This window comes from Streptococcus sp. 9.1, assembly GCF_016648815.1.
Lineage (GTDB): Bacteria > Bacillota > Bacilli > Lactobacillales > Streptococcaceae > Streptococcus > Streptococcus salivarius_E.
The window spans coordinates 97,561-118,702 of record NZ_JACLQS010000002.1 but is presented as its reverse complement, the minus strand read 5'-3'; the positions used below and the strand labels follow the sequence as shown (position 1 = coordinate 118,702).

Here is a 21,142-nt window from a genome sequence, read left to right as displayed (position 1 = left end):
TTTACAATAGTAATCCTATTATAGCATAAGAAAAGGCTTGAAACCCAATTTTCTAATAATCTCAAGGCATATTTCATGATACAATAGACCTATAACCTAAATAAAATAATGGGGGATTATTTATGAAAAAATATCTTTACTCTGGGGCTCTTGCTCTAGCAGCCATCTTAACGCTCTCAGCATGTGCCAAGCCAAAACTTGATGCCAAGCTTTCTGTTAACGATATTGTCTATATGTCAGGAAGCGACCTCAAGCTCAAGGACGACCAAACCCTAGTCGAAGTTTCATTCAAACTCGAGAATACTTCGGAAGATATGGAAAATGAGCTCAAAACATCTGCTAAACAATTCTACCTCAAAGATAAAGATGGTAAAAAAGTCACAGCAAGCATGCTCGACAAGGGCGACCTACCTACTCTCTTCAATAAAAATAAGAACGTAGAGGACGCTACAGATGACTTTGGGAAGCTTGAAGCTGACGACTACAAGACTGTCTCACTCTTTTTCGAAGTTAACAACAATGAAAGCTATAAACTCTATTTTGAATCAAAAGATGAGAAAACAGAGGGACAAACAGTTTCTACTAACCTAAAAGATTTCGATGGTAAAACAACTACCAATGTTAAAAAGGCTATTGACGCTTATTTCAACGCAGTTCTTCTAGGTGGTGAAAGCAAAGACTACAGTAAATTTGTTTCTAACGACTTGGATAAAGCCAAGGGTGAACTTAATCAATATTTCTCAGATAGCCTTCAATACAGCTATGATGATACTGATCATATCAAACCAACCGGTGATGAAATTCCAAAAGTTTTTGGTTGGGTCCAAACTGCTAACCGTGAACGCGGTAGCTACACTGTTGATAACATTATCGTCGCTAAAGATAAAGCAGAGTTTAACGTCAGCATGTCAACTATCAGTATGAAAGCTGCAGACGATGCCTATGGTGCTAATCACCCAAATCTCACAGATGACCTTAAAAACTACCTACAAAGCAATGGTGCTAACGCTGGAAATGTCGACCAACTAACAAGACAATACTACATGGAAACTTACCTACCAAATTCAATCAAAGAAGTAAGCCCATCAGCACCAAAGACAGAAGGAACCAATATCTTTGATAATTACTCAGTCGAGCTTACTAAAAAAGACGACAAGTGGGCCTTCCCAGATAAAGATAGCTATGTCGGAAAATGGGAGTACTATCCTCTCTTCTACGCTTACACAGGTCAGCAAGGCACACTTACAAGAAACTATTAGACATAAAAAAATCAGCCAGGTGGCTGATTTTTTTTACTAATTACGTCTAGCAAAGAGTCGCAAGATATTCAAGAATAAGTTAATGAAATCCAAGTAAAGACTAAGCGCCATAGATACTGCCCATCCATCTGTAACCTGACCATTGGCACCGTAGTAAACCTTTTTAATCAACTGGTTATCGTAGGCAATTAAACCAGAGAAAATAAGAATTGATACAATACTAATCACAAAACTCATCATGCTACTTGCAAAGAAAATATTAATCAAGCTAGCCACAATAATCCCAATCAAGGCTGCCATAAGGAACTTAGCCAGGCCTGATAGATCTCGCTTAATACTAACTCCGATAAGGGCCATAATAAAGAAAACGATGGCAGTGCTAAGGAAAGCTTGGAAAACAATGGCTTGCGTGTATTGAACGATGATAAAACTAAGTGTAAATCCATTCAGAGCAGAATAAACCAAAAATAAAGGTAGGGCCGCAGGTGTATTTCTTCGTGCAGCACCGCTAGCCAAAAAGACCAAACCAAACTCTAAAAAGAGGGCTGCCATGTAAACCCAAGAATGATTCATGAGAATATTGACAAAAACATGAGAGAGAGGAAAGAGCATCAGATAAGAAATGACTGCTGAAAGTCCCACTCCCATACCGACAAGTCCATAAATCTTTCCGAAAAAGCGGCTTAAGCCCGCATCACTAGTCGTATAAATTGCATTTGATTCCATAGTTATCTCCTAAAAATAATGAATTATTGGTGGTGGCTTTGTAGGGTCTTACGACGGAAAAACTTACGATTTTTAATTCGATTTCGTAAGGGTGTCGCCGCTTCTTTAACCGCCCAATACTTATCCACCATAGTAACAATATAAGATTCCTTATACTTCGGCGGTGCAATCGTTGCTCCCCACATATGCTTGAGGATAATATCCTCTTCTTTTTTGTTTAGATTAACAAGCTTTCTGGCATTACGAACAGCAATACGTGGGTGTACCCAAGCATGACTCTTATTAAATTTAGTCACTCGCCAATCATAATAGAAAAAATCATGTAAGAGACCGCCTCGAGCAGTACTCTTGGCATCCCAGCCAAATTTTTTAGCAATCTTATAGCTGGTGTAACTAACATTAACCGAGTGTTCTAAACGTGTCGAATGATGGTGCTGTACAATCCCATCCAATTTTTGAAAACGTGGGTGTGAAATCAAATGTCCCACAACTTCCATGAATTCTTTATCATCTTCTGGTCGTTTCATAATAATACCTCATTAATGTTTCTAATGCTTCTTCATTATACCACTAGTGCTTAAAATTACTTTAAAAGTCAGTTGTTTTCTCCTAAAATCATCCTTGAGACCTAGAGACTAAACATGAGAATTCCTGCTGCAACAGCAACATTTAGACTCTCCGCCTGACCTGGCATGCTAATATGTACGAGTTGATCAGCAGACTCAGCCATATCTTGACTAATTCCTTGACCTTCATTTCCCATCACTAAGGCAAAATTACCATCTGTCTTAACTGCTTTATAGTCAACGGAAACATCTGAGAGAGTCGTTGCCAAAACGGGTACCCCTTGCTTTTTGCAAGCCTCAACCATGTCAAGAATAGGTCCACGATAGATTGGAAGATGGAAATGACTTCCCTGCATGGAACGCAAGGTCTTCTGATTATAAATATCAGCTGATTTATCTGACAAAAAGACTCCGTCATAACCTGCGGCATCTGCTGTGCGAATCATTGTTCCAACATTGCCAGGATCCTGAACATCCTCCAAGAGAAGGTACTTCCCTGAGAGAGACTCTGGCAAGGCTTGAGACTGTTTAGCAACTTCTGCCACAATCCCTTGGGGGGTCTGAGTTTCACAGAGCTCCTTGAGCACCTCCGGACTAACCAACTTAACCTTAGCCATATTAGCCACACGATCAGCCATTTCCTCAAGCACGAAAACTTGAAGAATATCGGCACCACTTGCCTTTGCTTCCTCAAAAAGATGCCATCCTTCTAAAAGATAACTAGTTTTACGGTGCTTGCGCTGCAATAATTTTCTAGCAGACTTAATGCTAGCATTTTGCTTTGATTGAATGATTTCCATACACTCATTATAGCAGAAATTCCTTGATAAATCTTGGACTTGACCGACTTTATAACAAGGATTATACTAAAAGAAAGAGCTTTCAAAAGGAGGTCGTGGAACATGCAAAAAGTAAGATTATTAGTCTCAGGAAGAGTCCAAGGTGTTGGTTTTCGTTATTCAACCTATGCTCTGGCACTAGATATTGGAGATATATACGGTCGGGTTTGGAATAATGACGACGGAACTGTTGAAATCCTAGCTCAGTCAGACAATCCTGCTAAGTTAGCTAAATTTATTCAAGAAGTTCGAAAGGGACCTTCAAAATGGTCTAAAGTAACCTATGTCGATGTGACCATGGCAAACTTCTCAAATTACAGCGATTTTCGGATGGCTAATTAAGAGGAAGCCACCGTTTTTAGCTTGTTCTCTTTCTTAAAAAAAGGTAAAATAGACAAGTATAACTAAAAAACAAAAGGAATGATATTGTGAATAAAAATCAAAAACGTCTAGCCCTGATGGGGCTTGCTGCCAGCATGCTACTCTTCCTATCAGGATGTGTGAGCCTTGATAAGTCTGGTAATCCTACTGGTTGGGTCTGGAACCTCCTTGGTCGCCCTATGAGCCACGTCATCACCTACTTCGCAGATAATCTTGGTCTCGGCTTTGGTCTTGGTATTATCTTTGTTACCATCATTGTTCGTTTGATTATCTTGCCACTTGGTCTTCACCAATCTCGTAGCGCAGCCTACCAATCAGCAAAACGTGAGTACCTTGCGCCTATCTTGGAACCAATCAACGAACGTTTGCGTAACGCCGAAACTCAAGAAGAAAAAATGGCTGCCCAGTCTGAACTCATGCAAGCTCAGCGTGAAAACGGTCTAAGCTTGATGGGTGGTGTCGGCTGTCTTCCTCTATTGATTCAGTTCCCGTTCTTCTCAGCACTCTACTACGCAGCACGTTACACTCCTGGTGTACTCCAAGATAACTTCCTCTGGTTTAACCTTGGTCACCGTGACTTCCCATTGATTATCATCATCGCAGCTCTTTACTACTTCCAATCTTGGTTGTCTATTCAACAAGTTCCTGAGGAGCAACGTAAACAAATGGCAGCGACGATGTACAGTATGCCAATCATGATGATTTTCTTTGGTATTAGCTCACCTGCAGCCGTAATCCTCTACTGGTTCGTTGGTGGTATCTTCTCTATTATCCAACAGTTGATTACCAACTACATCATCAAACCTCGCTTGAAAGAAAAAGTTGCTGAAGAGTTCAAAAAGAACCCTCCAAAAGCACCTCGTACAACACCAATCAAGCGTAAAGATGTGACACCAAAAAATACTCAAGCAATTGCAAGTAAACCAAAGAAAAATCGTAACGCCGGTAAGCAAAATCGTAAATAAGCTACAAAGCACTCTTGGCAAATGCCAAGAGTGCTTTTCTTATAGATTAATTCAGACTAGCCTAACTCCTACTAGCGCCGGCAACCAAAAAGGGAGTGAGACAGAACAACTGCTTTGTCTCACTCCCACTAGTTTCAAATATTAGACACTTTAACGCCAACAGTCACTTAGGCTGTTTTTTCTACACTAAGGATTTCTACAGAGTAGCTACCTGCTGGTGATTCGATAGCGACTTTGTCGCCAACTTTCTTACCAATCAAAGCTTGAGCAATTGGGCTTTCATTTGAAATCTTACCTGAGAAGATGTCAGCACCGGCTGCCCCAACGATATGATAAGTATCTTTGTCGTTTGTACCAACTTCTTGAACAACAACAGTTTTACCAATTGCAACCTCGTCATTAGCAACAGCATCACTATCAACGATTTCTGCATAACGAATTTTTGTTTCAAGAATCTGAATTTGTCCTTCAACAAAGGCTTGCTCGTCTTTGGCTGCTTCATACTCAGAGTTTTCTGAAAGGTCACCATAAGAACGTGCAATCTTAATACGTTCTACAACTTCTGGACGACGGACGAGTTTGTACTCCTCCAATTCCGCTTCAAGTTGTTCTTTCTCTGCTTGTGTCATTACATATGTTTTTTCTGCCATTTTTTTCTCTTTTCTATTTTTTGAGCCGTTGGCTGCATCATCAAAATCACTATTCGTTTGCTTGGTTTTAATGAGCCAATCAGACTATTTATCTTTTAGTTTGCTGTTAATGTAAGTTTCAACGTTATGCTGATGCTCTTCATAGCTTTCAGCAAAATAGACATTACCAGTGGTTACATCTGCCACAAAGTACATGTACTTGGTAGATGATGGATTGATAACCGCTTCAATCGCAGACAGACTAGGACTATCCACAGGACCTGGCATCAACCCCTTATGAACATAATCATTATAAGGGGAGTCAATGTTTGTGTCAATAGTTGCATCTTCTTTCAAGGTCGTTTCCTGACCAAGTTTTCCAAGAGCATAAAGAACTGCGATATTACTTTGTAGAGCCATGTCTGAGTTTAGACGATTATAGAAGACGCTAGCAATATTTTTACGGTCGTCATCTGTAGCTCCTTCTTTTTCAACAAGAGAAGCTAGGGTCAAAATCTCATTAACATTGTGTCCACTAGATGAAATCGTCGCATAGTAAGGTGATAGGTAGGTGTCCATCGTTGACAACATTTCCTCTGCCAAAGACTCCACCGTCGTATCATCATGAATGTTATAAGTCGCTGGGAACAGATAACCCTCTAGGACATACTTAGCATCCGTAGAATTCGGAAGGTTTGCCAACAAGGTTGGATACTTCGCTTTCATCTTAGTAATGAAAGCATCATCCTTCATCAATTTCAAGAAATCTTTCGCCTTAAGTCCAGTTGATGATTTTTTGCCTTTTTTAGCTGAAGAATTAACTTCAACTGCCTTGGAAATTTGATCAATGGTATATCCTTCTTTGACTAAGACCGTACCAAGAGATGGCTCCTGAGGTTTATCACTTCCTTTTTTCTGAAGTGCCTCAATAATTTCATCCATGGTCATGCTAGCCTGAAGGTTGTAATAACCACTTTTCAGATTTGAGATGTTCTTAAACTTGGTATAGTAATTAAAGACCTTACCAGACTTAATAACACCAGCTGATTCCAAGAGTTGGCCAATATAACTGCTACCTGAATTTTCGGGAATTTCAACACTAACAAACTTAGTTGAATTAACATCTTTTGCGCCAACAGCATCACTAACATAACGATAACCAAAGAATGTCGCTACTGACAAGATAAGAAGCAAGAAGATAATAATATTTCTTGCAATTTTCCCAGCACGGCGGTTATTTTTATTGCGTTTGTGATTTCGGTTAGAACGTGAAATCGGCTCTTCGTCGACAATGTCAGCCTGTTTAACATCTTTTGGCGAAGACTTTTTCTTCTTCACTTTCTTACCTTTCTTTTTCTTAGGTTTTCCAGAGGGTTCTAGAGAAATACTCTCATCATCCTCATTACCATCAGCCACTATCTCTGATTGAACCTTTTCTTGCGACGCTTGGTCACTTGTTGCATGATGTTCCTGCAAGAATGCTTCTTTTTGACGTTCTGAGGTCAATTTGGCCTCCAATTCTTTAGGGTCTGTATAAATAGCTTCGTTAGACTTAGCTTCAATGAGCTCCTTGGCAACATCTGCAGGAATATACTCCTCTTCAGATGCTTCGTTAAGGCTAGTTTCCCAAACTGGACGTTTAAAACGGCGTTTCGACGTTTCAGTCTCCTGAGGTATATTTACCTTTTTCTCCTCCTCGATAGGTTCTTTAGAAATAGACGCTACATTTGAATGAGCATCAGACACTAAAGACTCAGCTTGAGAAACAGAAAACAAGCCAACACTATCTTGTTGAGAATCTTGAGCTGTCTCAGAAGTCATAGATTTAGCGAAAGCACTATGAGAAACAGAATGTGAACTAAAATCTTGGTTACTTACTTTATTGGACGCTGAGGTACTATGTGTTGTAGCGCTCTCAGCTGACGTTGAACGTGGTGTCTCGGGCATAGTTGCACTTTTATTATGCTCCTCCTCGCGAAGAGAACGGAGCCGTGTTGCTTCTTGTAAATCTCGAAGAATCTGATCTTTAAAGCTTAGGCTATCTTCAGCAGATTCCGAGTGTTCATTAAACTTGTCCGTCAAGGCATACCTCCTCTATAGTAACAAACGCCATTATATCTTAAAAAGTCAGTTAATGCAAATCAATTGGTCCTTTGTCACAGTAACGTAACACTGAATTCAATGGGTTTCTGGATTCTCCCAAACCATATTATACCAAGTGCTACCGCCATGATTTGATTCTGATTCTCCTTCATCAGTGAAGCCATTCATCTCATAATAGGCAATCAGGTAATCATGGCAAGTCAAACTAATACCTTGGCGTTTTTGGGCGATAGCTAGATCCTTAAGCGCTGCAATCAAGGCTGTACCAATCCCTTGCCCTTTAAAATCTTTGGAGATAGACAAACTAGTAACTGCAATAAAGCCTCCTTGACTAGCATTAGGAACCACCTTATGGAACAAGTCATCTGTAAGATAACGTTCCGCAATCACAGGCCCTTCAATGTAGCCAGCTACAACGCCATCAATTTCAGCAATTAGAAAGGTATCACAAATCGTCTTTAAACGCTCCGCAATAGCCTCTGGAGTTGCAGCCTCTTCAGGTGAAAAATTATCTTGTTCGATACGGACAACATCAGCCCAATCATCCTCTCGGGCATGTCGAATAAGCATACTAAATTCCTTTCTATTAAGAGAAAGAGCTGAGCGAAATCGCTACAGCCCTTAATATATTACATGTGTGTTTGCAAGCTTGCTAGGAGCTCTTCAAACGAGCGTTCGTAAAGTTGGATGTCCCCAGCTCCCATAAAGACATAAACAGCATTGTCATGGTCAAGGAGAGGTGAGACGTTTTCAACTGTAACCACTTTGGCCGGTTTATTGATCTTAGCAGCAAGATCTTCAACCTTAACATCACCATGGTCAACTTCACGCGCTGAACCATAAATTTGCGCCAAATAAACAGCATCTGCTTCGTTCAAAGCTTCAGCAAATTCATCAAGAAGAGCAATAGTACGTGTGAAGGTATGTGGTTGGAAAATAGCAACAATCTCTTTAGATGGGTACTTTTGGCGTGCTGCATCAAGCGTTGCAATAATTTCAGTTGGATGGTGAGCAAAGTCATCGATGACGACAGTACCACTGATAATTTTTTCTGTGAAACGACGTTTAACACCTGAGAAAGTTTTAAGGTGTTCTGCAACCAAATCCATGTCGAAACCAGCTACATAGAGGGTCCCAATAACCGCAGTTGCATTCAAGATATTGTGACGACCATAGGCTGGCACATGGAATTCTCCAAGAATTTGTCCATCGTGTTTTACCTTGAAATTAGACCCTGTCGTTGTACGAACAATGTCTGTTGCCATAAAATCATCATTTTCTTCGAAACCGTAGTAATAGATTGGCGCATTGGCTGTAATCTTACGAAGGTGTGGATCCTCACCGTAAACGAAGAGTCCTTTTTGCACTTGCTTAGCATAATCATCAAAGGCAGAGAACACATCATCGATACTTGTAAAGTAATCAGGATGGTCAAAGTCAATGTTAGTGATGATTGAGTATGCTGGGTGGTATGGCATGAAATGACGTTCATATTCATCAGACTCAAAGACAAAGTATTGTGCATTAGCAGAACCTCGACCAGTTCCGTCACCGATAAGGTATGACGTGTCTGTGATATTTTTCATAACATGTGACAAGAGACCTGTTGTAGAAGTCTTACCATGTGCACCTGCCACACCAAAGCTAGTGAATTGATCCATGAAGTGACCCAAGAACTCGTGATAGCGCTTAAAGCTGTAGCCATTTTTAATCGCATAAGCAACTTCAACGTTGTTGTCTTCACGAAAGGCATTTCCAGCAATCAATTCAACATCTTCTGTGATGTTTTTTTCATCGAAAGGAAGGATAGGAATACCTGCTTGCTCAAGACCACGTTGAGTGAAGTAATATTTTTCCACATCTGAACCTTGAACCTTGTGTCCCATTTGGTGGAGCATCAAAGCCAAAGCTGACATACCAGATCCTTTAATTCCAATAAAATGATAAGTTTTTGACATAGTTTCTCCTTACAATCGCACTGCGATTAGTTTGCGTCTTCTAAATGCGTCAAATTTAATTCTTGAGCAACTCGGTGTTCACGGTAAGTTTGACGTTCTGGGTAATTATAAACCTGGCTACGTTTCAAGAAGTCATAGCTATTTTTCTTGACGTTCTTACGAGATGGGTTACTAGGCTGTTGATAGGTTGGAGCCACTTCTGCCAAGATGTAAGAATCCTGTTGCAGACGATTTGCCAAGTGATGGATTTTTGAGTGTTTCCCGTTAGGTGCTAAAGTTCGCTTGATAGCACTTACAGGAGCTCCCAAGATAGATGCTGTCACTGGCCCTTTATCCGTTGTTACGGCAGCTGGCTCAACAGTAGCCTCAAAGCTTGGCTTAGCTTCTACCTTAGGCTTAGCAGTTAGTTGACGGCTATTAGTATGTTTGGTTTGTTGAACTTCTTGGCGGAGGAATTTTTGGCGTTTCTCACGGACATCGCGCTTAGCCTTTTCACGGGCTTCCTCTGCATAAGTCATGCCAGCTTCTTGTGTCTCCACTCGTTTTGAAGCCTGCTTACGATTGCTAGGCTTAGCTGACAAGAAATCATAGTTCGGCAACAAATCATTGTAGTCCTTATCTTGGTAAGGGCCACGGATATTTGTGATTAAATCTTCATTTTCATATAGGCGCATAGAGACCGGTTCTTGCAAGCAAGATTCCCCGTCTGGAATCAGCGGAAATTGTCGTCTTTGGCGATGCATAAAAGACTTCCTTTCGTTTTCGAGATGATGCGTATCTTAATATAAACAATCGGGAATGGGAAGATACGTCTTGCAGTATTCTATTATAGCCTAATTCAAAAGATTTGCCTAGTAGCATTTTTACGTATTAGTATTCCAATATCAAATATAACAAATTAAGATATTGCAATACCAAGAATTTCTTTAATATCCTCAACGGTCATGCTGGCACGGCTTTCATTGCCATCCAAGACAGTTGTCACCAGGTTCTTCTTGCCTTCTTGAAGCTCAAGAATTTTCTCTTCAATAGTTCCTCTTGTAATCAAACGGTAAACTTCGACATTTTGTTCCTGACCTATACGATGCGCACGACTAATAGCCTGCATTTCTACCGCTGGATTCCACCAAAGGTCAATCAGAATAACCGTATCAGCACCAGTTAGATTCAGTCCCACTCCTCCTGCTTTTAGAGAAATCAAAAAGGCATCTCGACTTCCTTGATTGAAGGCTCTGGTCATCTCTTGACGACTATCAGATGGCGTTGACCCTGTTAGCTTATAAGAGGAAATACCTAATTCTTGTAAGAGCCCCTCTGTAATATCTAACATCCCACGAAATTGTGAAAAGATAAGAACACGGTGGTCTGATTCCTTAATTTGACTAAGCAACTCTCTTAGGCTATCTAATTTTCCGCTATCTCCAGCATAGTCCATAAAAAGAGCTGGGGTATCACAGATTTGTCGTAAGCGGGTAATTCCTGACAAAATTTCCACCTTACGACGGTTGATTTCCTGATCACTTGCAGAAATTAAACCTTGCTGCATCTGTTGCAATTGCGCTAAATAGATAGCTTTTTGAGCATCTGACAATTCACTTTGGTGAGTGATTTCAATCAAATCTGGTAAATCAGGAAGGACCTCTTCTTTCCTACGTCTTAGAATAAAAGGAGAAATATACCTAGCCACTTCCTTTGGTGTTAACTTAAGGAAAGTTTTCTTAGCCGGTAAAAGTCCTGGTAGAATAATTTGGAAAATAGACCAAATCTCCAACAAATGATTTTCAATAGGCGTTCCAGATAGTGCTAAGCAATGTGGAACAGAAAAATCACGTAGATATTGGGCAATCTTTGTCTGTGTATTCTTCATGACCTGAGCCTCATCGAGAATGAGATAGTCATATTTACCAGCCTTGTAGGCATCAAAATCCTGACGGAAGGAAGCATAGCTTGTAATAATAATCTGGTGGTCTTCAGCAATGATGTCATCACGTCTTGGCTTGAGTCCATAAGAAACCGCTACATCTAACTGAGGAGCGAACTTTTTAAACTCATCCTGCCAATTGTAAATCAGGCTTGATGGTGACAAAACCAAGACTCGCTGCTCTTCTTCTAAATGTGCAGAGAGATAGGCAATGGTCTGCAAGGTTTTCCCCAACCCCATATCATCGGCCAAGATACCGCCAAAACCATAGTGATGCAACATAGATAGCCACTGAACACCCTTTTCCTGGTAGGGACGAAGGTCAGCTTCTACCTTATAAGTTGGCAAATCAAAGGTCTCTGGTTTACTCAAATGTTGCGTTAAGAGTTGGAAATCTTTTGAAAAACGAACAGAATCACTTTCTGAAAGAGCCTCCATTAATTGATAGGCAGTCAATTGATTTAGTTCTAGGTGACCTTGCCCTGAATATCGAGCTCTTAGAGTTTTGAGACTCTCACTAATACGATGCGTCGCTTCGTCAAAAACAATCAACTGACCACTACGATTGATAAAATAGGGCGAACTTTCCATCAAAGCTGCTAAAGCATGATCCACATCTTCATCGTCAAGACTTGAAAAATCAAAGGAAATATCTAATAAATTCCCCTGACGCTCTACCTGAACCTGCGGACTCTGTTCAACCCGTAAGTCACGCAACTCCTGCCCAATCAGAACCGTCCCTGTATTTTCAAATTCTGCTAGAGTATTCGTAAAGAAATCATAGAGCTCTTGACTGCTACTTAATCGTTTAGATGACTGAAAATCAGGGGTGAATTCATGCTTAGCCATCAAACGGAAAACAGCCTGCTCATGACGATAGTTACTCGTAAATCCTAAATGACTCAACTCTTGTCGATTATGGACTAGGAAACCATCAAAATCAAAGGCTAATGTAAGTATAACCTCACTGTCACCTTTCAGGTCAAAGTGAAATCTCGGTGTAAAATCCTTGATATTAAAGGCTTTAGGAGCTTTAACTGGTCCCATAGTCCTAAAATCAAAAAGACTAGCAGCCAAGATGGCTTGTTCATCAAGATTAAAGCTGACATGCTTATTCAAATCGCTTCCGATTGGAAGAGAGCGTAAACCAACCAAAAGTTTTTGTTGTTTTCGATTCAAACGATAAAAAACACCTTGATAAAAGAGAATACGATTATTAAAAAAGGCCTGACTATTCTTCTCAGCAACAGTCAATTCAATCATCTTAGGCTCAACAGAAATATCAAACGAGAAGAGATGGGCATCAGCAGTCAAATCCTCAACCAAAAGTCGGTGATATTCGGTTCCTTCCCATTCAAACCTAAAGCCATCCAAATCTTGCATCCGTCTCAAACCTTCCTCAAAAAAACCGTAGGGGAGACAAAGATGACGTGCATTATTCGGTAAAATAAAGTCTAAATTAGTCTTGGCTTCATCTGGAATCATCCGTCCTAAGAAGTCTAAAAATGCCTGTGAAGTCTGGTCAAATTGAATAAGTGATAGGGGTTCATAATAGTTCTTTCCTATCTGATAATAACCCTCAGTCTCTACAAGTTTGAGAAAGGCAGGAATATCTCGAATAACATAAGAACGTTCATCTGGTAAGCGACGTAAACGTATACTCCACCAAATCTCTGAACCAAAGGTAGATTCCTCTCCCTCTACCATCAAGCTATATCTAACAGTATCATCCTCATTTAGGGAAAGGCCTTCTAAAAATAAACCGCCAAAAGAGTGTCCTCGCTCTTGGCCCGGAGAGGACTCTTGTTCCTCTTCCAATTCTGCCAAGAGACGCTGGCCTTCTTTATCGTTTTTTAGATAATACTCAATCGCTGCCAAATGGGGACAATAGCCTTTTTGAGCGAAATAATCACAGTCACACGTGATTTCAGAATCATTGAGTGCATAAATTAAATGATGTTGGTCAACTGTTGTATCCAACTGAGTTTCTGAGACCTGATGAATGGTAATGAGATCCTTTGCAAAAAGTTCAATACCCTCATTACGGACTCTACCCGGCATCAATTTTGCCATAGTATTCACCCCTATCTTATCCCTCTATTATAGCACAAAATCCTTATAAACTAGGCCTCACCAAGATAAAACAAAAAACACTCCCGAAGGAGTGTCGCAGATTATTATTCGTAATCAAGTTTATCTGAGTGACCTGAACCATTACCAACATAGTAACCTGTCTTACAGTTAATACTGAAGAGGTAAGTTCCATCTGGAAGGTACAAGTTGTAGTAACCATTACCATTGATGATGTTGACTGGCTCAAGGATGAAGTTATCTCCTGAGAAGTAACCACGTGAGTGTGATGTTTCGATAATCTTATCAAGAACACCATCAGCCCATGTCCAAGCTGGGTTACTTGTATCTGCTACTACGTTTGCATTATAAGGCACACGTGAGCGATTACGTTGAAGGATTGATGGGTTATAATTTGTGATTCCGCGTGTTACAACTGTTGAAGCTGCAGCTGTGCCACCAGTAGTTCCTCCAGTCGCACCAGTTGAACCTGCTGAGCCTGCTGAGTTAGCTGCTCCATTTTGCGCTCCAGAAGTATTTGATGCGGCCGCACCACCGCCATTAGAAGCTGCTCCAGATGCGTTATCACCTGAAGGTGCAGCAGGACTAGCAGTATTAACACTTTCAGAAGCTGTCGCTGCAGATGTTGCGCTCGCAGCCTTAGCTTTTTCTTCAAGCTGAGTCTTACCACCCTTAATAGCTTCTTGGATAGTGCTGTCGAGACTCGCATTTCCAGTTGTTGTTACACTTTCTGGAAGATTATTAAAGTTAGCATCTGATTTAACAGCAATAGAGGCATTATAGCTACCATCTACAAGAGCATCTGACTCAAACTGACTGTTAATCTTTTGTACAGCTTCAATTTGTTTCTTCAAGTTATCATATTTTTTCTTAGCTGCATCATAATACTTGGTTTTCTCCAATTTCTTGAGCAGTTTTTCCAAATCTGATAACTTACCAAATTGATCATTAGCGAGTTTTGTTTGCTCGTCATCTGTGAAGAAATTCTTATACATTTCTTCAAAGGCCTTATTATCAGCAGCTGACGTATCCTTACTTGATGATGATGTCACTGCTGAAGAAGCTGTGCTTGTTGTTTTCGCCGATTGGCTATGTGTTCCTTTATAAAGAGCATAGCTACCACCGATAATAGCTAAAGCAAGAACTGCTAGAGCACCGATAACAACACCTTTACGACGGTAAACTGGAATGTCACCATCAAAGTCACTCTTATGCGATGGTGAAATAGACTCTGAAGAGATTCTGTCTTCTGCAGATGGGCGATTAACTGCCATAGACACTTTTGGTGTTGTCTTTTCTTCATCAGCTTTTGCTCCAGTTACCCCTGCCACTGTTGATGCAATAGCTGCCAAATCAATAGTGTCTGAAACAGCAGCATCATCCAACAAAGGTTTTGAAGCTTGTGGCTCAGTATCGTCAATATTGGCAACAGCAGGATTTTGTGGTTCTGGATCATCAATGTTAGCAATCAAAGGATTGTTATCATCAACATTATCGACCAATGCATCGTTATAGGCTGGCTGATTAGTTGAAGTAGATGAATCAGCGAGTGCATCACCAAGGTCAAATTTTTCTGTTTCTGACGTGATGAAACGATCAGCATTTGTTGACGTAATGATAACTTCAGAACTTTGACTTTCTGGTTCTGCAATAACCTCAGGTTCAACAGGGGCATTTGGCAACTGCTTGTCAATATGAGATTGAGTCTCATCAGCCTTGTTATCTGTAGCACCAAAACCAAATGTGACCGGTGTTACTTCTTCAGTAGCTGTTGTAGAGTTGATTGACTCATTAGCCATTGATTGACCAATCAAACCTGAATCCGCAAACTCCTGACGTTGCTTTTGAATAAAAGCATCCAAAGGTGATGTGTCGCCGTCAGCTTCAATTTTCTTTGAAAATTTTTGTGAGGCAACTTCTTCGCGGTGTTGCTTGATATACTTATCCAAAATGCTATCTGTTTCTGTTACACCAGCATTAATCTCGGCTTCTTTTCGGACAGCCTCACCGACCGTCATTTCCTTGGCATCTTGGAAATCTAGCTCTTGGCTACCTTCATAGCCATTTTGTGTTTTATCTTCTGACACGTTTAATTTACCTTTCTAGCCTCAGAACGGCGAACACGCTCTCCAAAATATTGATATAAATCAACACGGAGGGTTCCGTTATAAAGCTTACGTTTTTTATCGGCTTTCATACCGTATTTGCTTTCAAATTGTTCATCGCTGGTCAAGATAAACTTGCTCCAAGTTTTAAGTGGCGCAAAAGTTTGACCCATTTCATTATACAAGATATCCACAGCCTTGTCATCCAACAAACGCTCACCATAAGGAGGGTTTGAAATAATGACACCATTGATTTTATCTGTTTTCAGGTCCTGTAAACGCATTTGTTTCAATTTAATAACATCTTCAAGACCTGCCTCACGAGCATTGGCTTTTGCAATTTCAACCATACGGCCATCAATATCACAACCCATAATATCTAATTCAATATCGTAGTTTGCCTTGCTATCTGCCTCATCACGTACCGACTGTACTAAATCCTTATCCACCCAATTCCATGCTTCAAAGGCAAAATCACGATTAAATCCTGGTGCAATGTTCATGCCAATCATTGCAGCCTCAATACAGAAGGTCCCTGAACCACAAGTCGGGTCAATCAATGGTTTATCCGGATACCAATTACTAAGTTCAAGGATAGCAGCCGCCATATTTTCTTTAATCGGTGCTCCACCTTTATCAGTACGGTAGCCACGCTTAAAGAGACTAGCACCTGTGGTATCAATCAAAACCGTAGCCTTATCCTTCAAAATAGAGACTTCAATCTTAAATTCCGCTCCTGTTTCTTGGAGAGGCACTCCTTCTGGACGGTGGAAATACTTCTGCAATTTCTTCACGACAGCTTTTTTTGAAATCGCCTGAACAGATGGCTCATTATGAAGCTTTGATTTAACACATTTAGCCTTAGAAATTGGGAACTTTGCACCTAGCGGAAGATAATTTTCCCAGTCTAAAGCAAAAACTCCCTGAAAGAGTTCCTCAAAGGTACGTGCTGGAAATTCACCCACTACAATCTTGATACGATCTGCTGCCCTCAACCAAAGGTTAGTTTCAGAAATTGCACGAACACCACCTTGGAAACGCACCTTACCATTTTCAACCTGCGTGTCATAACCTAACTCACGCAATTCACGTCCAACCACAGCCTCAAGACCTGCTGCTGCAGTTGCTACTAATGTAAATGTTTCTTTCATTGTCATCCTTTTATCTCATTGTTACGCGTACAAACTTTCTTAACCGATAGCTTATTTCCCACTCTTTTCTTTAAATATAAAAGAGAGAATTCTTGCTAAAAGAAGGCTGAGACATGTGTCCCAGCCTCACCTATATGCAATTTTCTATAAGCCATGTTTTGTTCCAGAAGTGACTAGGTACCACTTCCTTCGATAATCATCTGTCTACTGCAAAGCAGTCAGGATGGTCCGTTCGTTTCCAGCCATCCCATGCCCCTACCAAAGTTTGGGTTGCTAGCTTGAGGGGTTTACCGCGTTCCACTTTTTAGGTTTCCCTAAAAACTCCGTCACTGTGGCACTTTCAGAGCTACTAAAACCTATCCAAAGACTTAGCCAGTTCACTCGCCGTAACTTGAAAATCAAGTCCCTAGGCTTATTAATTCACCTAGCACAAACACTACTGGCATCACAGCCAGTGCTAGCATGGACTTTCCTCATGGAAGACTAGCAACCATGCGATTATCCGAAAATTGCACAAACCAGTTTTATTCGACGATTTGTTTTCCAAAGACCTCTTTCTCCAAACGACTGATACGTTTTAAGATATCATAGTTTGAAGCCGAAGCAACATTGGCATTCGCACGTGATGGCTCACTTGTCGCACTCGCGTATGCTGGGCGACTAGCAGGAGCTGATGAAGTCTTAGCTTTCAGTTTTGCATTTTCTTCTTGCAATTCCTTAACTAGAGCAATATAGACACCGTAATCTTTGATTACATCGTCTAGAAACTCATCAACTTCTTTTTTATCGTATCCACGCATGCTTGTTTTAAATTCTTGTTCGTAGATTTTCTTGGGCGTTAAATTAATCTTAGCCATTTTTATTCTCCAATACTTGTCTTATCTAACTTACTAATACTTTACTGTCTAATGTTCTTATGATACAGAAAAAAAGATAAAAATGCAAGTTTAAAATTCAATTATATCCTATTCCGACATGACTTCATTGAGGTCATCAAAAGTCAGTCTAGATACGGGATAATCCCTTGCTTCTAACATCATACCGTAAAAATATTTCAGATTTGTTTCATTTTCAGGTTCATAAAATAAATAAGCTTGATCTGTATTGTCAATGAGAAACTGATTAAATTGTTTAAACTGTGTTGGAGATTGGTAAGCAGGGAAGCTGTACTTGACAAAATCAACCTGCTTAAAGGCTGCTAGTTTTGTTTGATTCGTTTCATTCCAATTCTGGCCATGCGTTTCAAAAGGGAAGAGGGTCGCTAACTTCAAAGGATAGTCTTTTTGAAGTTCTTTGGCTACTTCTAGTGCCCAAAATTCAAAACCGAGGTTCCCAGTAAAAATCATCCAATCCACACCATCATCCAAGAAACGCATCAAATCACGCTTGATTACTTTCTTGATAAAGGTTACTTTAGGATCCTTGTCTTTAAAAATACCGAGTTCAAAGCTCTTATAGCCAGTTACCAGTAGTGATGTCATTTGTTGTTTTCCTCATTCATTTTATGGTATAATGAAATAGTCTTTATGCATATCTTATAAAGAAGAAGGGAAAGAAATGGTAAACTATCCCCATCAGATATCTCGTAAGATAGCACAAGTACGTCCTAAAAAATCAAATAGAGTTGACTTTGCCAATCGGGGGATGAGCTTTGAATCTGCTATTAACGCGACTAATGATTACTATTTGTCGCGTGGTTTAGCCGTTATTCATAAAAAACCTACCCCTGTTCAAATTGTCAAAGTCGATTATCCCAAACGCTCACGGGCAAAGATTGTAGAAGCTTACTTTAGACAAGCTTCTACTACCGACTACTCCGGCGTTTACAAAGGATACTACATTGATTTTGAAGCCAAAGAGACACGACAAAAGACATCCATGCCTATGAAAAACTTTCATGCGCATCAAATTGAGCACATGTCTCAGGTCATCAGTCAAGATGGGATCTGCTTCGTGCTACTTCACTTCTCGACGCTTAAGGAAACCTACCTTCTGCCTGCCAAAGACTTAATCGCTTTTTATCAGATTGATAAAGGGACGAAATCAATGCCTCTTGATTATATCAAAAAAAGAGGCTATGCAATTGCAGAAGCAGCTTATCCTCAAGTTCCTTACTTAGAAATCATTGAAAAATTATTAGGTGGTAACACATAATGGCTAAATTTAATTTCAGCAACTTTAAAGAATCACTTAACGGTTTGACTAAACGTGCTAAAAACATCAAGGTCAAGCGTTCAGATTCTTCTCGCTATAGCAAAGGAAAACGCTCTGCCGCTTCAGACCAAAGTTTGGGCTGGCGTATTGCAAAATATGGATTTATTGGACTTCTTACTTTCTTTGTAGTCTGTGTCATCGCTGGTGGTAGCCTCTTTGCCTACTATGTTAGCAGTGTTCCTAAACTTACCGAGAACAAACTGCAATCAACAAACTCAAGTAAGATTTACGACGCTAATGGTAGTCTTATTGCCGACTTGGGAGCTGAGAAACGTGAGAGTGCATCAACAGATGAAATTCCAACAACTCTAGTTAATGCCATCACCTCTATCGAGGATAAACGTTTCTTCACACACCGTGGGATTGACGTCTACCGTATCATGGGGGCAGCTGTTAACAACCTTCGTCGTAGCAGCACTCAAGGGGGCTCTACACTCGATCAACAGTTGATTAAGTTGGCTTACTTCTCAACTAACACTTCTGACCAAACCCTTAAACGTAAGTCACAAGAAATCTGGTTGTCACTCCAAATGGAGCGTCAATTCACTAAACAAGAAATCTTGACCTTCTATATTAATAAGGTTTATATGGGTAATGGTTACTACGGTATGAAGACTGCGGCTAAATCTTACTTCGGTAAGGACTTGAGCGACCTCTCTGTTGCCCAAGCAGCTCTTCTTGCTGGTATTCCACAGGCACCAACACAATATGACCCTTATGCTAATCCAGATGCTGCCAAAGAACGTCGTAACACTGTTCTTGACGAAATGTATGAAGACAAGAATATTTCTAAAGAAGAGTACGAGCAAGCTAAAGCAACTGATGTATCAGATGGCCTTCTTCCACTTACGAAGAAAGCTAGCTATGAGCCATACTTAGATAACTACATCAAACAAGTTATTGAGCAGGTAGCTACTGATGCCAATGCTGATATCTACTCAGCAGGTCTCGACGTCTACACTAACCTTAATCCAGATATTCAAAAATATATCTGGAACGTCTATAATACTGATGACTATATCTACTATCCAAATGATAGTTTCCAAGTTGCTTCTACTATTATTGATGTTACTAACGGTCGTGTTGTTGCTCAATTGGGATCACGTCACCAAGATGAAAATATTGCCCTCGCTACTAACCAAGCTGTTCAAACAGACCGTGACTGGGGTTCTACAATGAAACCAATCACTGACTATGCTCCTGCTATTGAAAAAGGTGTTTATACAAACACTGGTACGACTGTTTACGATAATCCTTACAATTTCCCAGGTTCTTCAACACCAGTTTACAACTGGGACCGTAAGTATTACGGAAGCATTTCATTGACTTATGCACTTCAACAATCACGTAACGTAACAGCCGTTAAAGCTCTTCAAGCTGTTGGGTTGGACTATGCCCAGTCCTTCTTGAAAGATTTAGGTATTGAGTATCCAGAAATGTTCTACTCCAATGCCATCTCATCTTCAACATCATCAGCAGATCCTAAGTATGGTGCGTCAAGTGAGAAAATGGCCGCAGCCTATGCAGCCTTTGCAAATGGTGGTACTTACTATAAACCTTCTTACATTAAATCAATCAAATTTGAAGACGGTTCAACAAAATCATTTGATTCTAAAGGTGTTGAAGCCATGTCACCACAAACAGCTTACATGATGTCAAGCATGTTGAAACAAGTAATGACAGGTGGTACAGCGACTGAAGCTTATGTCCCTGGTACGTTCAACGCTGCTAAGACCGGTACATCTAACTATGGTGACGATGAATACTACAAGGTACAAAAAGAAAGTGGCGTCTACGCTTACCTTATGGTTCCAGATGAAACTTTCGTTGGTTACAATACCAAGTATTCTATGGCGATTTGGACAGGTTATAAAAATCGTAAAACACCACTTCATGATTCAGACCTTGATATCGCTAAACAAATCTATGGTGTAACAAGTAGCTACCTTAACCAGATGTATGGTGCGGGTTCTGAAGATTTCGATATGCCTAGCGGTGTTTATAATAATGGTAGCTATGTCTTCCTTACTGGTTCTTCAACATCAAATGTTTACACAGGATCACTTGGAACATCTAGCTCATCATCAAGTTTAGACTCAAGCCAAAGCAGTGACTCATCAAGTTCACAAGATAGTCAACAGTACGGTCCTGATGCTTCAACAAATCCATCGACATCGGCCTCTTCTAATGGCTCTGAACATTCAAATTCAAACACTGCTACAGCAGAAGAATAA

The 21,142-nt window shown here is 40.3% G+C and carries 18 protein-coding genes and 1 other RNA gene; 5 read left to right on the top strand and 14 right to left on the bottom strand.

What is annotated here, in order from left to right:
* The first annotated feature begins 122 nt into the window (after nt 1–122).
* Complete coding sequence (locus tag H7T93_RS02740; RefSeq protein ID WP_022496363.1) at nt 123–1,259, top strand: DUF5105 domain-containing protein; 1,137 nt, start codon at nt 123–125, stop codon at nt 1,257–1,259.
* Between the two features lie 36 nt (nt 1,260–1,295).
* Here the strand turns inward: H7T93_RS02740 and H7T93_RS02735 are convergent, their stop codons facing one another.
* The 3 genes from H7T93_RS02735 to H7T93_RS02725 all read right to left on the bottom strand — a co-directional run bounded on the left by H7T93_RS02735 (nt 1,296) and on the right by H7T93_RS02725 (nt 3,351).
* The gene (locus tag H7T93_RS02735; protein ID WP_022496364.1) at nt 1,296–1,985 is read right to left on the bottom strand and encodes a Bax inhibitor-1/YccA family protein; all 690 of its coding nucleotides are present in this window, start codon (nt 1,983–1,985) and stop codon (nt 1,296–1,298) included.
* Between the two features lie 23 nt (nt 1,986–2,008).
* Entirely contained in the window at nt 2,009–2,512 is a 504-nt protein-coding gene (locus H7T93_RS02730; RefSeq protein WP_002883682.1) for an HD domain-containing protein, read from the bottom strand.
* A 101-nt stretch (nt 2,513–2,613) separates the two neighbouring features.
* Nucleotides 2,614–3,351 (bottom strand): TrmH family RNA methyltransferase, encoded by a 738-nt coding sequence (locus H7T93_RS02725; RefSeq protein WP_022496365.1) that lies wholly within the window; start codon nt 3,349–3,351, stop codon nt 2,614–2,616.
* A gap of 102 nt (nt 3,352–3,453) precedes the next feature.
* Between H7T93_RS02725 and H7T93_RS02720 the strand changes: the two genes are divergently transcribed.
* Both H7T93_RS02720 and yidC read left to right on the top strand, forming a co-directional pair.
* A complete protein-coding gene (locus tag H7T93_RS02720) occupies nt 3,454–3,732 on the top strand; it encodes an acylphosphatase (RefSeq protein WP_013990023.1) in 279 nt (92 codons plus the stop codon).
* Between the two features lie 86 nt (nt 3,733–3,818).
* Nucleotides 3,819–4,736: a membrane protein insertase YidC gene (gene yidC, locus H7T93_RS02715; protein ID WP_002886520.1), complete on the top strand. Its 918-nt coding sequence runs from the start codon at nt 3,819–3,821 to the stop codon at nt 4,734–4,736.
* A gap of 167 nt (nt 4,737–4,903) precedes the next feature.
* Here the strand turns inward: yidC and greA are convergent, their stop codons facing one another.
* The 11 genes from greA to H7T93_RS02660 all read right to left on the bottom strand — a co-directional run bounded on the left by greA (nt 4,904) and on the right by H7T93_RS02660 (nt 18,175).
* Nucleotides 4,904–5,386 carry a transcription elongation factor GreA gene (gene greA, locus H7T93_RS02710; RefSeq protein ID WP_002883697.1) on the bottom strand — a complete coding sequence of 161 codons (483 nt, stop codon included), beginning with the start codon at nt 5,384–5,386 and terminating at the stop codon, nt 4,904–4,906.
* Nucleotides 5,387–5,470: 84 nt separating this feature from the next.
* Nucleotides 5,471–7,447: an endolytic transglycosylase MltG gene (gene mltG, locus H7T93_RS02705; protein ID WP_037600244.1), complete on the bottom strand. Its 1,977-nt coding sequence runs from the start codon at nt 7,445–7,447 to the stop codon at nt 5,471–5,473.
* Nucleotides 7,448–7,543: 96 nt separating this feature from the next.
* Nucleotides 7,544–8,038 carry a GNAT family N-acetyltransferase gene (locus H7T93_RS02700; protein WP_002886517.1) on the bottom strand — a complete coding sequence of 165 codons (495 nt, stop codon included), beginning with the start codon at nt 8,036–8,038 and terminating at the stop codon, nt 7,544–7,546.
* A 59-nt stretch (nt 8,039–8,097) separates the two neighbouring features.
* Nucleotides 8,098–9,426 carry a UDP-N-acetylmuramate--L-alanine ligase gene (murC, locus tag H7T93_RS02695; RefSeq protein WP_002889872.1) on the bottom strand — a complete coding sequence of 443 codons (1,329 nt, stop codon included), beginning with the start codon at nt 9,424–9,426 and terminating at the stop codon, nt 8,098–8,100.
* 26 nt (nt 9,427–9,452) lie between these two features.
* On the bottom strand, nt 9,453–10,169 hold the full coding sequence (locus tag H7T93_RS02690) for a hypothetical protein (protein WP_002886515.1): 717 nt from the start codon (nt 10,167–10,169) through the stop codon (nt 9,453–9,455).
* A 155-nt stretch (nt 10,170–10,324) separates the two neighbouring features.
* Nucleotides 10,325–13,420: a DEAD/DEAH box helicase gene (locus H7T93_RS02685; RefSeq protein ID WP_037600238.1), complete on the bottom strand. Its 3,096-nt coding sequence runs from the start codon at nt 13,418–13,420 to the stop codon at nt 10,325–10,327.
* Nucleotides 13,421–13,524: 104 nt separating this feature from the next.
* Entirely contained in the window at nt 13,525–15,525 is a 2,001-nt protein-coding gene (locus tag H7T93_RS02680) for a cell division site-positioning protein MapZ family protein (protein WP_175057387.1), read from the bottom strand.
* 2 nt (nt 15,526–15,527) lie between these two features.
* Nucleotides 15,528–16,694, bottom strand: coding sequence for a THUMP domain-containing class I SAM-dependent RNA methyltransferase (locus H7T93_RS02675; protein ID WP_175057386.1), 1,167 nt, complete (start codon nt 16,692–16,694; stop codon nt 15,528–15,530).
* A gap of 142 nt (nt 16,695–16,836) precedes the next feature.
* Nucleotides 16,837–17,204, bottom strand: an RNA gene (gene rnpB / locus H7T93_RS02670) — RNase P RNA component class B.
* Between the two features lie 14 nt (nt 17,205–17,218).
* A complete protein-coding gene (gene gpsB, locus H7T93_RS02665; protein WP_002883687.1) occupies nt 17,219–17,551 on the bottom strand; it encodes a cell division regulator GpsB in 333 nt (110 codons plus the stop codon).
* 108 nt (nt 17,552–17,659) lie between these two features.
* The gene (locus H7T93_RS02660; protein WP_201041618.1) at nt 17,660–18,175 is read right to left on the bottom strand and encodes a DUF1273 domain-containing protein; all 516 of its coding nucleotides are present in this window, start codon (nt 18,173–18,175) and stop codon (nt 17,660–17,662) included.
* Nucleotides 18,176–18,251: 76 nt separating this feature from the next.
* Here H7T93_RS02660 and recU point away from each other — a divergent pair, with 76 nt between their 5' ends.
* Nucleotides 18,252–18,848 carry a Holliday junction resolvase RecU gene (gene recU, locus H7T93_RS02655; RefSeq protein WP_002886506.1) on the top strand — a complete coding sequence of 199 codons (597 nt, stop codon included), beginning with the start codon at nt 18,252–18,254 and terminating at the stop codon, nt 18,846–18,848.
* Complete coding sequence (gene pbp1a / locus H7T93_RS02650; RefSeq protein ID WP_049545695.1) at nt 18,848–21,142, top strand: penicillin-binding protein PBP1A; 2,295 nt, start codon at nt 18,848–18,850, stop codon at nt 21,140–21,142. The genes recU and pbp1a overlap by 1 nt, the downstream gene beginning before the upstream one ends.

What these genes read in the sequence shown, in the direction of transcription:
- recU (WP_002886506.1), top strand. Translation starts at nt 18,252, where the DNA reads ATGGTAAACTATCCCCATCAGATATCTCGTAAGATAGCACAAGTACGT.
- H7T93_RS02700 (WP_002886517.1), bottom strand. Translation starts at nt 8,038, where the DNA reads ATGCTTATTCGACATGCCCGAGAGGATGATTGGGCTGATGTTGTCCGT.
- H7T93_RS02720 (WP_013990023.1), top strand. Translation starts at nt 3,454, where the DNA reads ATGCAAAAAGTAAGATTATTAGTCTCAGGAAGAGTCCAAGGTGTTGGT.
- H7T93_RS02725 (WP_022496365.1), bottom strand. Translation starts at nt 3,351, where the DNA reads ATGGAAATCATTCAATCAAAGCAAAATGCTAGCATTAAGTCTGCTAGA.
- H7T93_RS02690 (WP_002886515.1), bottom strand. Translation starts at nt 10,169, where the DNA reads ATGCATCGCCAAAGACGACAATTTCCGCTGATTCCAGACGGGGAATCT.
- greA (WP_002883697.1), bottom strand. Translation starts at nt 5,386, where the DNA reads ATGGCAGAAAAAACATATGTAATGACACAAGCAGAGAAAGAACAACTT.
- gpsB (WP_002883687.1), bottom strand. Translation starts at nt 17,551, where the DNA reads ATGGCTAAGATTAATTTAACGCCCAAGAAAATCTACGAACAAGAATTT.
- H7T93_RS02740 (WP_022496363.1), top strand. Translation starts at nt 123, where the DNA reads ATGAAAAAATATCTTTACTCTGGGGCTCTTGCTCTAGCAGCCATCTTA.
- H7T93_RS02685 (WP_037600238.1), bottom strand. Translation starts at nt 13,420, where the DNA reads ATGGCAAAATTGATGCCGGGTAGAGTCCGTAATGAGGGTATTGAACTT.
- H7T93_RS02660 (WP_201041618.1), bottom strand. Translation starts at nt 18,175, where the DNA reads ATGACATCACTACTGGTAACTGGCTATAAGAGCTTTGAACTCGGTATT.
- murC (WP_002889872.1), bottom strand. Translation starts at nt 9,426, where the DNA reads ATGTCAAAAACTTATCATTTTATTGGAATTAAAGGATCTGGTATGTCA.
- H7T93_RS02730 (WP_002883682.1), bottom strand. Translation starts at nt 2,512, where the DNA reads ATGAAACGACCAGAAGATGATAAAGAATTCATGGAAGTTGTGGGACAT.
- pbp1a (WP_049545695.1), top strand. Translation starts at nt 18,848, where the DNA reads ATGGCTAAATTTAATTTCAGCAACTTTAAAGAATCACTTAACGGTTTG.
- H7T93_RS02675 (WP_175057386.1), bottom strand. Translation starts at nt 16,694, where the DNA reads ATGAAAGAAACATTTACATTAGTAGCAACTGCAGCAGCAGGTCTTGAG.
- H7T93_RS02735 (WP_022496364.1), bottom strand. Translation starts at nt 1,985, where the DNA reads ATGGAATCAAATGCAATTTATACGACTAGTGATGCGGGCTTAAGCCGC.